At 62.9% G+C, this 13280-nt stretch carries 16 protein-coding genes; 8 read left to right on the plus strand and 8 right to left on the minus strand.

The genetic code is table 11. The annotated features are described in order from the left end of the window. Positions 1-6 precede the first annotated feature (6 nt). Complete coding sequence (accC, locus tag FJ419_RS23945; protein WP_140698853.1) at positions 7-1350, plus strand: acetyl-CoA carboxylase biotin carboxylase subunit; 1344 nt, start codon at positions 7-9, stop codon at positions 1348-1350. 12 nt (positions 1351-1362) lie between these two features. After that, positions 1363-1980, plus strand: coding sequence for a leucyl/phenylalanyl-tRNA--protein transferase (gene aat, locus FJ419_RS23950; protein ID WP_095767610.1), 618 nt, complete (start codon positions 1363-1365; stop codon positions 1978-1980). Here aat and FJ419_RS23955 read toward each other — a convergent pair. The 3 genes from FJ419_RS23955 to FJ419_RS23965 form a co-directional block, all read right to left on the minus strand. Continuing rightward, complete coding sequence (locus FJ419_RS23955) at positions 1971-2360, minus strand: hypothetical protein (protein ID WP_140698856.1); 390 nt, start codon at positions 2358-2360, stop codon at positions 1971-1973. The two genes, aat and FJ419_RS23955, sit on opposite strands and share 10 nt — an antisense overlap. A 62-nt stretch (positions 2361-2422) precedes the next feature. Beyond that, complete coding sequence (locus FJ419_RS23960) at positions 2423-3055, minus strand: DUF2155 domain-containing protein (RefSeq protein ID WP_246679328.1); 633 nt, start codon at positions 3053-3055, stop codon at positions 2423-2425. A 136-nt stretch (positions 3056-3191) separates the two neighbouring features. Beyond that, the gene (locus tag FJ419_RS23965; protein ID WP_095767613.1) at positions 3192-3590 is read right to left on the minus strand and encodes an NADH:ubiquinone oxidoreductase subunit NDUFA12; all 399 of its coding nucleotides are present in this window, start codon (positions 3588-3590) and stop codon (positions 3192-3194) included. 271 nt (positions 3591-3861) lie between these two features. Between FJ419_RS23965 and panB the strand changes: the two genes are divergently transcribed. Next, positions 3862-4701, plus strand: a complete 840-nt coding sequence (gene panB, locus FJ419_RS23970; protein WP_140698859.1) for a 3-methyl-2-oxobutanoate hydroxymethyltransferase — start codon at positions 3862-3864, stop codon at positions 4699-4701. Next, positions 4698-5549: a pantoate--beta-alanine ligase gene (gene panC, locus FJ419_RS23975; RefSeq protein ID WP_140698862.1), complete on the plus strand. Its 852-nt coding sequence runs from the start codon at positions 4698-4700 to the stop codon at positions 5547-5549. Before panB ends, panC begins: the two co-directional genes overlap by 4 nt. A 29-nt stretch (positions 5550-5578) precedes the next feature. Here panC and FJ419_RS23980 read toward each other — a convergent pair whose 3' ends face one another. From FJ419_RS23980 to gatB, 3 genes are all read right to left on the minus strand, one after another. Then, entirely contained in the window at positions 5579-6277 is a 699-nt protein-coding gene (locus FJ419_RS23980; protein WP_140541352.1) for an AIM24 family protein, read from the minus strand. A 129-nt stretch (positions 6278-6406) separates the two neighbouring features. Continuing rightward, positions 6407-6895 (minus strand): GNAT family N-acetyltransferase, encoded by a 489-nt coding sequence (locus FJ419_RS23985; protein ID WP_140698874.1) that lies wholly within the window; start codon positions 6893-6895, stop codon positions 6407-6409. A gap of 2 nt (positions 6896-6897) precedes the next feature. Continuing rightward, a complete protein-coding gene (gene gatB, locus FJ419_RS23990) occupies positions 6898-8400 on the minus strand; it encodes an Asp-tRNA(Asn)/Glu-tRNA(Gln) amidotransferase subunit GatB (RefSeq protein ID WP_140698891.1) in 1503 nt (500 codons plus the stop codon). A gap of 396 nt (positions 8401-8796) precedes the next feature. Here gatB and FJ419_RS24000 point away from each other — a divergent pair, with 396 nt between their 5' ends. Beyond that, entirely contained in the window at positions 8797-8973 is a 177-nt protein-coding gene (locus FJ419_RS24000; RefSeq protein WP_140698935.1) for a YjhX family toxin, read from the plus strand. A gap of 101 nt (positions 8974-9074) precedes the next feature. On the opposite strand, the gene FJ419_RS24005 is transcribed toward FJ419_RS24000, so the two are convergent. After that, the gene (locus FJ419_RS24005; protein ID WP_140541349.1) at positions 9075-9506 is read right to left on the minus strand and encodes a CBS domain-containing protein; all 432 of its coding nucleotides are present in this window, start codon (positions 9504-9506) and stop codon (positions 9075-9077) included. 236 nt (positions 9507-9742) lie between these two features. Then, positions 9743-10480, minus strand: coding sequence for a rhomboid family intramembrane serine protease (locus tag FJ419_RS24010; RefSeq protein ID WP_140698906.1), 738 nt, complete (start codon positions 10478-10480; stop codon positions 9743-9745). A gap of 428 nt (positions 10481-10908) precedes the next feature. On the opposite strand from FJ419_RS24010, the gene FJ419_RS24015 reads away from it, so the two are divergent. The 3 genes from FJ419_RS24015 (at position 10909) to FJ419_RS24025 (ending at position 13198) form a co-directional block, all read left to right on the plus strand. Further along, positions 10909-11547 (plus strand): PAS domain-containing protein, encoded by a 639-nt coding sequence (locus tag FJ419_RS24015; protein WP_140698909.1) that lies wholly within the window; start codon positions 10909-10911, stop codon positions 11545-11547. A gap of 172 nt (positions 11548-11719) precedes the next feature. Further along, positions 11720-12337 (plus strand): PilZ domain-containing protein, encoded by a 618-nt coding sequence (locus tag FJ419_RS24020; RefSeq protein ID WP_140541346.1) that lies wholly within the window; start codon positions 11720-11722, stop codon positions 12335-12337. Positions 12338-12592: 255 nt separating this feature from the next. Then, positions 12593-13198, plus strand: a complete 606-nt coding sequence (locus FJ419_RS24025; protein ID WP_140698912.1) for a transglutaminase-like cysteine peptidase — start codon at positions 12593-12595, stop codon at positions 13196-13198. Positions 13199-13280: the final 82 nt, after the last annotated feature.

Here is a 13280-nt window from a genome sequence, read left to right on the forward strand (position 1 = left end):
CAGCAGATGTTCCAGAAAATCCTCATCGCCAATCGCGGCGAAATCGCGCTCCGGGTGCTGCGCGCCTGCAAGGAGCTCGGCATCCAGACGGTGGTCGTCCACTCGACCGCGGATTCCGACGCCATGCATGTGCGGCTTGCCGACGAGAGCGTCTGCATCGGCCCGCCGCCGTCCCGCGAAAGCTATCTCAACATCCACCAGATCGTCGCCGCCTGCGAGATCACCGGCGCCGATGCCGTGCATCCGGGCTACGGCTTTCTGTCGGAGAACGCCAAGTTCGCCGACATCCTGGCGGCCCACAACATCACTTTCATCGGCCCGTCGGGCGACCATATCCGCATCATGGGCGACAAGATCGAGGCCAAGCGCACGGCGAAGCGTCTCGGCATCCCCGTCGTGCCTGGATCCGATGGCGCGATCAGCGAAGAAAAGGAAGCCAAGCGCGTCGCCGCCGAGATCGGCTATCCGGTGATCATCAAGGCCTCCGCCGGCGGCGGCGGCCGCGGCATGAAGGTGGCGCACACCGAGGCGGACCTCGAAGTCGCCTTGCAGACGGCCAAGTCGGAAGCGGGGGCGGCCTTCGGCGACGACGCCGTCTACATCGAGAAATATCTGGAGAAGCCGCGGCATATAGAGGTGCAGGTGTTCGGCGACGGCGCCGGCCGAGGCGTGCATTTCGGCGAGCGCGACTGCTCGCTGCAGCGGCGCCACCAGAAGGTCTGGGAGGAAGCCAATTCCCCCGCGCTCAATGCCGAGGAGCGTTCGCGCATCGGCGGCATCTGCGCCAGGGCTATCGCCGATCTCGGCTATTCGGGCGCCGGCACGATCGAGTTCCTCTACGAGAATGGCGAGTTCTATTTCATCGAGATGAACACGCGTCTTCAGGTCGAGCATCCGGTGACCGAAGCGATCACCGGCATCGATCTCGTGCATGAGCAGATCCGCGTCGCCTCGGGCGGCGGGCTGTCGGTCAGGCAGGAAGACATCAAGTTCAACGGCCATGCCATCGAGTGCCGCATCAACGCCGAGGATCCGCGCACCTTCACGCCCTCGCCCGGCACCATCACGCATTTCCATACGCCCGGCGGCCTCGGCATCCGCGTCGATTCCGGCGTCTATTCGGGCTACAAGATCCCGCCCTATTACGACAGCCTGATCGGCAAGCTGATCGTGCATGGCCGCAACCGCGTCGAATGCATGATGCGGCTGCGCCGCGCGCTCGACGAATTCGTCGTCGACGGCATCAAGACGACGCTGCCGCTGTTCCGCGACCTGGTCGGCAATCCCGACATCGCCAATGGCGACTACGACATCCACTGGCTGGAAAAATATCTGGCCAAGGGTGAATAGCACGGGGATGCGATGACCCGCCCCTACGCGCCAGGCTATCGCATTCCGACCGACCTGCTGCTTCGGGCATACGCCTCGGGCGTCTTCCCGATGGCCGAGAGCGCCAACGACCCGGAAGTGTTCTGGGTGCGGCCGGAAACGCGCGGCATCATTCCGCTGGACGGATTCCACACACCGCGCAGCCTGAAGAAGACGATCCGTAAGCATCCGTTCGAGATCCGCTACGACTTCGATTTCGAGGCGACGATCGACGGCTGCGCCGAAAAGCGCGAGGAGCGCCGCTCGACTTGGATCAACGCGCCGATCCGCGAAGCCTATGTCGAGCTCTATCGCCTGGGCCACTGCCATTCGGTCGAAGCATGGCGCGAGGAACGGCTGGTCGGCGGCCTCTATGGCGTCTCGCTCGGACGCGTGTTCTTCGGCGAAAGCATGTTCGCCAGGGAGACCGACGCGTCGAAGACCTGTCTCTACCATCTCGTCGAGCGGCTGAAGGCGCGCGGTTTCGCGCTGCTCGACACGCAGTTCACGACCGAGCATTTGAAGCGCTTCGGCGCTGTCGACGTGCCGCGCGGCCAGTATGAGAAGCTGCTGGCCGAGGCGCTGAAGGGCGAGGCCGTCTTTTATCCTTGAGCCGGCGCTGCCGCCTCGATCGGCGTTTGCGAATGGAACATCATCTTCCAGCCGTCAGCGCGATGGACATAGCCGGTGCTGACGAGGGCAGCATAGGATTCGCCGTTCTCGCGCGTCGCGCGCGCCTCGTAAGTGAGCATGACGATGTCGCTGCCGGGCTCGACCATGCCCTTCAACCTGATGTCGAGGTCGCGCCATCTGTTGGGCTTGGCGGCGGTCTTTGCGAGATCGGCGTTGGTCATCGCCTGCGCCATCTGCGGGAACGCCACCAGGCACTCCACGTCGGCATTGGCTTCATAGTAGGCGGAATCGCCTGTCCAAAAGCCCTTCTCAATATCGAGAAGCTCCTGCTTGTTGGCCGTGATCGATCTGGTGGCCATCGCGAAATCCTCCTCGCCTCGTTGCCGATTTGCAACGGCTCAACGGCGGGCAGGTTCCGAGATCAGTTCGTGTCGGTCGTGTCGTCCGGTGCCGGCGCCGCGTCAGTCGGTTCGGACGCGGCGTCCGCCGGCTGCGCCGGAGCCCTGGGCTTGGCGGCTTCGGTCTTCGGCTTGCCTGTGTCGGCCTTGGCCGCGGTCGGCGGCGGCACGTCCGACTTCTGCTTGCAGCCCTTGAGCCAGACGTCGTAGACGGCGTGCTCGACGGCGTTGAGTCCGGGGCTTTCGGCAAACATCCAGCCGGTGAAGATGCGCCGGATCTTGCGGTCGAGCGTGATCTCGTCGACCTCGACGAAGGAATCGGTCTTCGGCTGCTCCGTGTCCGGCCGCGAATAGCAGACGCGAGGCGTCACCTGCAAAGCGCCGAACTGAACGGTCTCGTCGATATAGACGTCGAAGGTGATGATGCGGCCGGTGATCTTGTCGATGCCGGCGAACGCGGCCACCGGATTGGTGATGCGGTCGGAGGCCGCAGGTGCCGCGGCCGGCGCCTGCGCGGCGGCGAACACCGCTGTCGAGGCAAGCAGAATGGACGTCGCCGCGATCAGCGCCTTTGAGATGTGGCCTGGAATCTTGGGTCGCAATTCCGGACGGAAAACCGCTGCGCACTTTTCCTGGAATTGCTTAGAAGAGCTCATGCAAAATACCGGTGGTTGCGCCCGGGTGATTCTCTCAACGCCCAAGGCTAGTCATGGCTGCGCAGTCAGCAAGCAGCTAAATGCCAATTGTGGCGATAACGGACCGAAGCGGCGTCTTGGATTACAATCCGAGGGATTACGACCCCGGCGTCCAGGCGTCGTAGTCGCCGGTCACCTGCGGGCGATGCTGGTTGGTCAGGATGGAACCCTGCGGACGATAGGCGCCGGGCGTTCCGGTCAGGTTCGGCCGATGCTCCTTCTGCCACTCGCGCGCCTTGTAGCTCTCGCTGGAGGGAGCGGTGTCGACGCGGTGGTGGATCCAGCCATGCCAGCCCGGCGGGATCTTCGAGGCTTCCGAGTAGTCGCGATAGATGACCCACCGGCGCGTGCGGCCTTCCGAATCGATGCCGCCCTCGTAATAGACGTTGCCGGCTTCGTCCTCGCCGACCCTCTTGCCGAAGCGCCAAGTGTGGAAGCGGGTGCCGAGCGTCTGGCTGTTCCACCAGGTGAAAAACTGCAGCAGGAAAGTTTTCATCCAAATCCTCGCGGCGGCAGCGGCTGCGCCTTTCCCCTGCTTATGGCGTCACGTCACCGCGAAGGCAAGGGTTTTGCCATGCCCCGAACGCAAATGCTCCATGCGTTCATATCTTGATGCATGTCGTCGTCCCAGAACCGCTCCACACTTCTGGGCGACATGCATTAAATCGATGCATTTGTTCTGCCGGCGGCAACGCGGCTTGCCAAGCGTTGCCTGTCTTTCTAAAGCTCGGCCCGCCCGTTTCGGGCACGCCTTGAGGAGGTGACGATTGAGCCGGGATCCGTCCGCCGACAGCCGGATCAGCGCCGAAGACATTCGCCGCCGCAAGGGCGGCGTGCCGATCGTTTGCCTTACCGCCTATACCTATCCGGTCGCCCGCCTGCTCGATCCGCATGTCGACCTGCTGCTGGTCGGCGACAGCGTCGCCATGGTCCTGCACGGCCACGCCACCACGCTCGGCGCCTCGTTGGAGATGATGATCGCGCACGGCCAGGCCGTGATGCGCGGTTCAGCCAAGGCCTGCGTGGTGGTCGACATGCCGGCGGGCAGCTACGAGGCCTCGCCGGCGCAGGCCGTGGCGTCGGCAAGGCGGATCGTCGGGGAAACAGGCTGCCAGGCCGTGAAGATCGAGGGCGGCATCGACATGGCAGCCCAGATCGCGGCGATCGTCGCCGAAGGAATACCGGTCATGGGTCATATCGGCCTGCAGCCGCAATCGGTGGAGAAGGACGGCGGCTACAAGATCAAGGGCCGGACAGACGACAATATCGCAGCGCTCTTGCGCGATGCAGAGGCGGTGGAAAAAGCCGGCGCCTTCTCGGTGGTCATCGAGGGCACGATGGAGACCGTGGCGGCGAAACTTACCCATCATATTTCCATACCGACCATCGGCATCGGCGCCAGCGCCGACTGCGACGGCCAGATCCTGGTGACCGACGACATGGTCGGCATGACCGTCGACCGCGTGCCGAAATTCGTCAAGGAATACGTCGACTTGCGCGGCGTGATCGCGAATGCGGCGGCCCGCTATGCCGCCGAGGTGCGCAGCCGTGCCTTTCCCGGCCCCGACCACGTCTTCACGACGGCATCCGGCAGGGACGAGCCATGAACGCGCCAATCGTCGCCGACAGCGTCGCCGCGCTTCGGACGCAGGTCCGGGACTGGCGACAGGCCGGCCTGAAGGTCGCCATGGTGCCGACCATGGGTGCGCTGCATGACGGCCATATCTCATTGGTCAGGATCGCGCTCGAACGGGCCGATCGCTGCGTCGTCTCGATCTTTGTCAACCCGGCCCAGTTCGCGCCGACGGAGGATCTCGACAAATATCCACGCCAGCTGGCGCACGATCTCGACCGGCTGCGGGATGCGGGTGCGCATCTCGCCTTCACGCCGGGCGTAAACGAAATATACCCCGCCGGCTTCGCCACGAAGATCTCGGTGGGCGGCCCCTCTCGCGGCCTGGAAACCGACTTCAGGCCGAGTTTCTTCGACGGCGTCGCGACCGTGGTAGCAAAACTCTTCCTGCAGGCGGCGCCCGATCGCGCCGTGTTCGGCGAGAAGGACTACCAGCAGCTTTGCGTCGTCAGGCAGCTCTGCCGCGACCTCGACCTGCCGGTCGAGATCGTCGGCGCGCCGACGGTGCGCGACGCCCATGGCCTCGCCATGTCGTCGCGCAATGCCTATCTGGGCGAAGCCGAGCTCGACATCGCGCGCAAGCTCAACGTGATCCTGCGCCGCACGGCGGCGGCGCTTGCGGCCGGCACGGACGAAGCCAGCGCCACCGACGCCGCCGCGAAGGCCCTCGTCTCCGCGGGCTTCCGGAAGGTCGACTATGTCGCCGCCCGCGCGAGTATCACGCTCGAACCCTGGCAGCGGAATCGCGACGGCCGCCTGCTGGCGGCGGCCTGGCTCGGCACGACACGCCTGATCGACAATGTGGAAATTCCCTCCGCCTGATCGGACTTTTGTTCGATCAGGCTCGCCGCCTACTCTTCCGACGGCATATGCAGATACATCGACTGGATGCCGACGCGGCCTGGCCCGGTGAAGCGATTGACGACGAAATTCATGGCGGCGCCGAAGAAGCCGCTGGAAAGCCGGTCGATCCTTGTATCCATCTTTACTGATGCGTCCTTGAACAGCCAGCCGCCCGGCTCGATGTCGATGGTCTCGCCGGGCGCCAGCACCTTCTCGAAGACATTGCCGTAACCGTGCAGCCAGACGATGCCGTCGCCTGTCTCGCCGCGGAAGCGGTCGATGAAGAAGCCGCTCTGGCCAAACAGCATCGTTCCCAGCCCACGCACGCGCTCAAACGTGTAGTCGACGCTGGCGGTCGCGGCGAGGAACTGGTGCTCGCGCACCTGGATCTCCTCGCCGCGCCGAAGATGGATCGGCACGATATGGCCAGGGCCGTCGCGGCTGAAGGCGATGATGCCCGGCCCCGACGCCTCGGTGACGAATATCTGCATGCCGGCGATCATGCGCTTCAGCGCGCCCTTCAGCGATTTCAGGCCGATGGTGATGGCGGTGTTCTTCCAGAGCAGGATATGGTGCTCGAAATAGACCGGCATGTTGGTCACATCGACCGACAGCACCGGCACAAGTTCGCCGGCGACGTGATAGGTCACGCCGCCAAAAGTCTCGTCCGACACCTCGGTCGGCATCAATTCAGGCAAGCTCGGCATGGTTTCCCCCGATTGCGGACGGCGCCCCTGCCTTATGGAGGGTGCGACGCCGCGACGAGCAGCCTTGATCGCGCGGACCGGCGCGATCAAATCAAAACCGCGCGATGAACGGGCGCGCTCGCCGGCGCTCTAGTGGAAACGCTTCTCCATGATCATCGCGGGCAATCCCGAGTTGCCGCCGCAATCGGCGGTTCTACCTGCCGGGCGGAACCCGTTCGCCTCGTAGAAGGCGATCGCCGCGGCATTTGCTTCTTCGACCTCGAGGCGCAGCGTATGCATCTCCGGAAAACTGGCTTCGACTTCATCGAGCAGCGACCGGCCAATCCCCTGCCGCTGGCAGGCCGGGTGGACGTAGAGCTGGTTCAAAAGGACGATCTTCGGGTCGGCGGTGGCGGCAGCGAACGCCATGCCGCCGAGCCGCTTGCCGTCGTCAGCCACCAGGAACTCGGAGTTCGGCCGCGCCAGCCGCGCCTTGAGCGAGGCGATCGAATGCCAGTCATCCGTGATTTCAGTTACCCGCTTGACGCCATAGACGGCGTCGTAAGTGGCATGCCAAGTCTCGACCAGCAACGCACGGACGGCTGCGAGATCGCGTTCGCTCGCCGTCCGCACGAACATCGCTAGCCCTCGATGCCGAGCTTGGCCTTGACGAGGTCGTTGACCGCCTGCGGGTTGGCCTTGCCGCCGGTCGCCTTCATCACCTGGCCGACGAACCAGCCGGCCATGGTCGGCTTGGCGCGCGCCTGCTCGGCCTTGTCGGGGTTGGCGGCGATCACCTCGTCGACGGCCTTCTCGATGGCGCTGGTGTCGGTGACCTGCTTCATGCCGCGGCTCTCGACGAGCTGGCGCGGATCGCCGCCTTCGTTCCAGACGATCTCGAACAGGTCCTTGGCGATCTTGCCGGAGATGGTGCCTTCCTTGATCAGGTCGATGACGGCGCCGAGCTGCTCAGGCGAAAGCGGAGCATTTTCAATGTCTTTGCCGGCTTTGTTAAGAGCGCCGAGCAGGTCGTTGATGACCCAGTTGGCGGCGAGCTTGCCGTCGCGGCCGGATGCCACCTTCTCGAAATAGTCGGCAATCGGCTTTTCCGACACCAGCACGGAGGCGTCATAGGTCGACAGGCCAAGCGAGGAAATCAGCCGCGCCTTCTTGTCGTCGGGCAGCTCCGGCAGGTGTTGCGCCAACGCGTCGACATAGGCTTGGTCGAATTCCAGCGGCAGAAGATCGGGATCCGGGAAATAGCGATAGTCATGCGCCTCCTCCTTGGAGCGCAACGAGCGCGTCTCGCCCTTGACCGGATCGAACAGGCGGGTCTCCTGGTCGATCTTGCCGCCATCCTCGAGAATGGCAATCTGCCGGCGCGCCTCGGATTCGATCGCCTGGCCGATGAAGCGGATCGAGTTGACGTTCTTGATTTCGCAGCGTGTGCCGAATGCACCGCCCGGGCGGCGCACCGAGACGTTGACGTCGGCGCGCAGCGAGCCTTCGTCCATGTTGCCGTCGCATGTGCCGAGATAGCGCATGATGGTGCGCAGCTTCGTTACATAGGCCTTGGCCTCGTCGGCCGAGCGGATGTCGGGCTTGGAGACGATCTCCATCAGCGCCACGCCGGAGCGGTTGAGGTCGACATAGGACATGGTCGCATGCTGGTCATGCATCGACTTGCCGGCATCCTGCTCCAGATGCAGGCGCTCGATGCCCACCTCGATATCCTCGAACTCGCCCTGGCGGTCGGGCCCGACGGAGACGATCACCTTGCCCTCGCCGACAATCGGCTGCTTGAACTGCGAGATCTGGTAGCCCTGCGGCAGGTCCGGATAGAAATAGTTCTTCCGGTCGAAGACCGATTTATGATTGATCGCGGCCTTCAGGCCGAGCCCGGTGCGGATCGCCTGCTTGACGCATTCCTCGTTGATGACCGGCAGCATGCCCGGCATCGCCGCGTCGACAAGGCTGACATTGGCATTGGGCGCCCCGCCGAAAGACGTCGAGGCGCCGGAAAAGAGTTTTGCCTCCGAGATCACTTGGGCATGCACCTCGAGCCCGATGATGATCTCCCAGTCGCCGGTGGCGCCGGAGATCAGGCGTTTTGCGTCGGGGGTGCGGGTGTCGATGATGCTCATGGCGGCCTACGTATCTTAGAATTCACGAATATGCGTAAACGGATAATTTGACGAGCAACTTCGCTAGTGCAAACCGCCCTGGGAGACAAGCGCAAAGCCCGCACGCTGGCCTTTTCCGCCTTAGGACACCCATTTCAATGGAGAGTGGATGTCCACTTACGCTCAGTCCCGGTGAAGCCCTGACTTCGTAGCCGAGGCAGGGCAGAAAAACCTGAAACCCCGTGCCGCGATGTCTCGCGGTGGCTTTTGTTGTTTTTCCCGGGGCTTCTCCAATGGACATTTCGCAGCGCATGACTCCGAAAATCGGGATCGATTTTCGGGGTCATGCGCCAAAACTAGAGTGCCACAGCGTCCTTTTGCGCGTCCAAGAGGACGCGGCGCTGTGGGGAACAACGCATCCTGCACCTGCTCGCGCAGGGCGGGCGTATTGAAATCGAAAAGAACGAAAGCAGAAAGATCGCCTCGGTCCTGTGCCTGACCCGCGATGGCTGGCGCTATCCGGGCTTCGACTTGGAGCTCTTCCGAAAGTTGAGGCGCAAGAAGGCAGTTTCTTCGACGAACGGCGGTCCTTAGCGGATCACCCGACGCGGGCTCGCGCTCGTGCGCGCCGAGCTCGACAATCGCTAATGCCCAATGCCGCCGGACGAAACGCCGGCGGCACCTTTCCGTTTGCTTCAGGCCGTGGCGATGTAGGCCCTGATCTCTTCAGCCTCGCGCTCGACATCCTCGATGCGGCGCTTGACCACGTCGCCGATGGAGACGATGCCGTCGAGCTGGCCGCCCTTTTCCACCGGCAGATGGCGGAAGCGGCCTCGCGTCATGATCTCCATGACCTCGTTGACCGTGTGGTTTTCGTTGCAGATCTTGACCTTCGGCGTCATCGCCGAGCGCACGGCGATGTCGAGCGCGGCGGCGCCCTCCTTGGCCACCACCCTGACGATATCGCGTTCCGAGAGAATGCCGACGATCTTGCGATCGCCGTTGGTGATGACGAGTGCGCCGATCCTGTGCTCGGCCAGCATGCGAATGGCCTCGCTGAGTTTTTCATTGGGCCCGAGCGTGAACACGTCATGGCCCTTGCTTTCAAGAATTGCCTTAACCGTCATGGCGTCCTCCACTGCTTTGACGCCGGCTCCGCCTGACCGGCTTTTGAGCCCCGGCGCCCTTACTTAGGAAGACACTGGGTGCTTGGGCATCATCGTGCGCCGTGATTGGCTGCATTTCAAGTGCGCCTTAGGACTAGATCAGGATGGCGTCTCGCTGAATCGCCATCCTGATCTATCTCTTTGTTGGAGCATGATCTTCTCCGAAAACCGGTTCCCACTTTTTTCGGGATCCTGCTCTAGGCGGCAGCCGGCGGACGGTCGAAGAAGCGCAGTCCGAAAAAGCCGGCGACGAAGCCGCCGATATGGGCTTCCCAGGCGATCTGGCCGTCGATGCCCGGCGCGAAGCCGAGCAGGCCAGTGGCCAGATTGATCACCATCCAAACGCCAAGAAAGGTCATGACGCCGCGCGAACGCAACACCGATGCGACCGTCAGCGGCTCGCCGGCGAAGGCACCCCGGCCCAGCGAACGGTCGACGCGGAAGCCGTAGCGCGCGGCCGCGCCCATCATGCCGGAGATCGCGCCCGATGCACCGACGAGCGGCATCTCGCCATAGGGATGCAGTGCCCAGAACAGAGCGACCGAGGCCAGTCCGGTCACAGCGTAGAACATTGCGAAACGTAGCGCGCCAAGACGATTGGCGAGCGGCGAGCCGAAGGCCGCAAGCCAGATCATGTTGATGGCGATATGGGCGACGCCCCCATGCATGAAGGCATAGGTGAACGGACGCGTGAACAAGAACCAGTCGAAGCCGTATTGGCCTGTGTACAGCACCGGAATGAAGGCACCGTCATAGAGCAGCGTCATTTGCTGCGCTTCGTTCAGCACATATTGCTGCAGCAGATAGACGACCGCGCAAATGCCAATCACGGCGAGCACCACCGGCGGCAGGTTGAACACGGGTTCGCGGCGTCGCGGCTCGGAAGCCTCGTCCGGCTGCGGTTCGTTTTCAGTGGGGCTTACGGGCTCGCTCATGCGCCCTTGCAGGTCCGGGACTCGGCATTTTCGACGAGCATGTAGATCACGCGCTTTGGAATCACAAACGGCTAATCGCCACAGCGCCCGAACAGAAAAAACGGCGAATCAGAGCACGGCGAATCAAAAAGAAGGCCGTCCAGGAATTTCCCCTGAACGGCCGGTCGAGTCCCCTGTTCCCCGTAAACTCGTGACTGAAGTGCTGCCGATCGCTGCTGAAGCGACCGTTTTGGAGTGGTTTTGATGTGCCACAGGCTTCTGCGGCACGCAATGTAAACCACTTGTTAACCTTAACGACCCCGAGCCGTGAACAAACGTTAACGATACTGGCACGCATCCTGCTCCGCACCGCATGAAGGTCATCGGAGGGCACCCTGTCTGTTCGCCGATGGGACATCAAAAGACAGATTGTGCGGAGCGGAATGGACATGAGAGAAAAAGGATCGATCGCGCTGTTCCAATATTGGAACCAGCTGCGTGATGGCCGCCTCGCCCCGAAGCGATCGGAAGTGGAGCCGGCGGACATCAAGTCGCTTTTGGCCGACACCTTCATCCTCGAGCGCGACACGCGCGGCGAGGCGGTGTTCCGGCTCGGGGGCACACGGCTCTGCGCCTATTATGGCCGGGAGCTCAAGGGCTTCTCCTTCCCTTCGCTCTGGCGCGAGAAGGATCAGCGGCTGGTGTCGCGGCTCATGCAGGGCGTTTTCGATCAGAAATCGGTTCTGCTCATGACCTATGAGGGATTTAGCCGTAACGGCCGTTCCAACAAATTCGAGCTCCTGGCGCTGCCATTGGACGGCGGCGCCGAGAACCCGCGCTGCCTCGGCATCATCAGTACCGCCGACAAGCCGTTCTGGCTTGGTGCCGACCCGCTCGCCGACGCGCTCATCGACACGATCCGGGTGATAGACCCCGAGAAGGAGCCGATGTTCCTGAAGAACCGTCCGGCGATCGACGTCCCCTCGCTCGTTCCGACCGAATTCGATGCTCCGGAGACCATTTCAGCGCTCGGCCGCGTGCGCCGCATCCGCCATCTCGTCGTTCTCGACGGCGGGCGTCACGAGTGAGCCTGGCAGTGTGAGGTCTGCCCTCGCTCTCGCTGAATTTTTCCGCGCTGAGCGTGCCCCAGGCCCAGGCTTTTGCGGCCGATTTTTCCCGTTTGTTAACCTGCTTTGCTGTAGTTTTTCGGGTGAAGTTCCCCGCATCATCGCGTGGAATGGCAACGGGGTGTAGGCAGTCATGAGGTCAGCGGCGGTAGAATATGCACCGTCACGAGCTGAGCGGCGCAACTTTCAGCGTGTCCGCGTCAAGATCTATGGGCGTTTCATGCTGGAAGACCGCACCGAGCATCCTTGCCAGGTTGTCGATATGTCGCCCGGCAACGTTGCGTTGCGCACGGACCGGATCGGCATGCCGGGCGAGAAGGTCATCGCCTATATCGACCATATCGGTCGTGTCGAAGGCATCGTGACGCGTACGTCGCAGGACGGGTTCGCCATGACCGTCATCGCTTCGGACCGCAAGAAGGACAAGCTTGCTGCGCAGCTCACCTGGCTTGCCAACAAGCATGAGCTCGACCTGCCCGAGGACCGCCGCCACGAGCGCGTGGCGCCGCGCAATCCGATGAGTGTCCTGCAGCTCACCGACGGGCGCCAGTATCAGTGCCGCATCATCGACCTGTCGCTCTCCGGTGCCGCCGTCGAGATCGACGTCAAACCGGCAATCGGCGTCCAGGTCACGTTAGGCACGATGCGCGGCCAGATCGTGCGCCATTTCGAGGACGGCGTCGCCATCGAATTCGCCGTCATCCAGCGGCCGGAAACCCTGGATCAGGAATTCAACGCGCCGCGGTCCTGACGCAAACCCGCACCGCAAGCGCGAAGCGAACCGGCCGGCAGTGGCCGGTTTTTTGTTGCTGGTTTGGCGGGTCGGACGCGGATCGCCAGCGCTGTCAAGACCTCACGCGAGCCGGCGAAATCTGAATAATCCGAAATCGCGGTAGTTCAAATTTTATATTTATTCTACTGGCGTTTTACTCAATGTCTACTTCGGGTTTTTGCGTCAAATAAATCCCAACGTGGCACAGTCTCCTCAAACGGGGAGACTACAACAATGAAAATGACGAGGGGCAAGCTGTTGCTCTTGGCAATGGCGATGCAGCTTTCCGCTTGGGGAACGGCAAGCGCAGGACCGGCTTTCATGCGTACGGGTGGCCGCACCACCCAGCCGGTCGGTCACTACGATTTCTGCCAGCGCATTCCGGTCGAATGCAATGAACGGACGCCGAAGGGTTCGCCGGTCGAGCTGACACGCAAGCTGTGGGCGACGATGGTCAACGTCAACAATACGGTCAACACCCGCGTCAAGCCGCGCACCGACATGGAGATCTACGGTGTCGAGGAATACTGGGCCTATCCCGACAAAGGCTATGGCGACTGCGAGGACTACGCGCTGGAGAAGCGCCGCGAACTGATGGCCGTCGGCGTGCCGGCAGGCAATCTGCTGATGACGGTGGTGCGCCAGCCGAATGGCGACGGCCACGCGGTGCTGACGGTGCGCACCAGCCTCGGCGAATTCATCCTCGACAATCTCGAGCCGAAAGTGCTCGCCTGGAACGACACGGTGTACACCTACCTCAAGCGTCAATCGACGGAGAATTCGGGCGTTTGGGTGACGATCAACGACGGCCGCGACGACGCGGTCGCCAGCGTCCGCTAAGGCGCCAAAGCGATCGGGTACGTCGCCGTGACGCGGCGGCGCGCCCAACAAAAAAGCCCGGTCGAGTCCCCACCCTCCCCGT

The organism is Mesorhizobium sp. B2-6-2, from assembly GCF_006440615.1.
GTDB lineage: Bacteria > Pseudomonadota > Alphaproteobacteria > Rhizobiales > Rhizobiaceae > Mesorhizobium.

Coding starts and splice junctions, on each gene's coding strand:
- accC (WP_140698853.1), top strand. CDS start 7: ATGTTCCAGAAAATCCTCATCGCCAATCGCGGCGAAATCGCGCTCCGG.
- aat (WP_095767610.1), top strand. CDS start 1,363: ATGACCCGCCCCTACGCGCCAGGCTATCGCATTCCGACCGACCTGCTG.
- FJ419_RS23955 (WP_140698856.1), bottom strand. CDS start 2,360: ATGGCCACCAGATCGATCACGGCCAACAAGCAGGAGCTTCTCGATATT.
- FJ419_RS23960 (WP_246679328.1), bottom strand. CDS start 3,055: ATGAGCTCTTCTAAGCAATTCCAGGAAAAGTGCGCAGCGGTTTTCCGT.
- FJ419_RS23965 (WP_095767613.1), bottom strand. CDS start 3,590: ATGAAAACTTTCCTGCTGCAGTTTTTCACCTGGTGGAACAGCCAGACG.
- panC (WP_140698862.1), top strand. CDS start 4,698: ATGAACGCGCCAATCGTCGCCGACAGCGTCGCCGCGCTTCGGACGCAG.
- FJ419_RS23980 (WP_140541352.1), bottom strand. CDS start 6,277: ATGCCGAGCTTGCCTGAATTGATGCCGACCGAGGTGTCGGACGAGACT.
- FJ419_RS23985 (WP_140698874.1), bottom strand. CDS start 6,895: ATGTTCGTGCGGACGGCGAGCGAACGCGATCTCGCAGCCGTCCGTGCG.
- gatB (WP_140698891.1), bottom strand. CDS start 8,400: ATGAGCATCATCGACACCCGCACCCCCGACGCAAAACGCCTGATCTCC.
- FJ419_RS24005 (WP_140541349.1), bottom strand. CDS start 9,506: ATGACGGTTAAGGCAATTCTTGAAAGCAAGGGCCATGACGTGTTCACG.
- FJ419_RS24010 (WP_140698906.1), bottom strand. CDS start 10,480: ATGAGCGAGCCCGTAAGCCCCACTGAAAACGAACCGCAGCCGGACGAG.
- FJ419_RS24015 (WP_140698909.1), top strand. CDS start 10,909: ATGAGAGAAAAAGGATCGATCGCGCTGTTCCAATATTGGAACCAGCTG.
- FJ419_RS24020 (WP_140541346.1), top strand. CDS start 11,720: ATGAGGTCAGCGGCGGTAGAATATGCACCGTCACGAGCTGAGCGGCGC.
- FJ419_RS24025 (WP_140698912.1), top strand. CDS start 12,593: ATGAAAATGACGAGGGGCAAGCTGTTGCTCTTGGCAATGGCGATGCAG.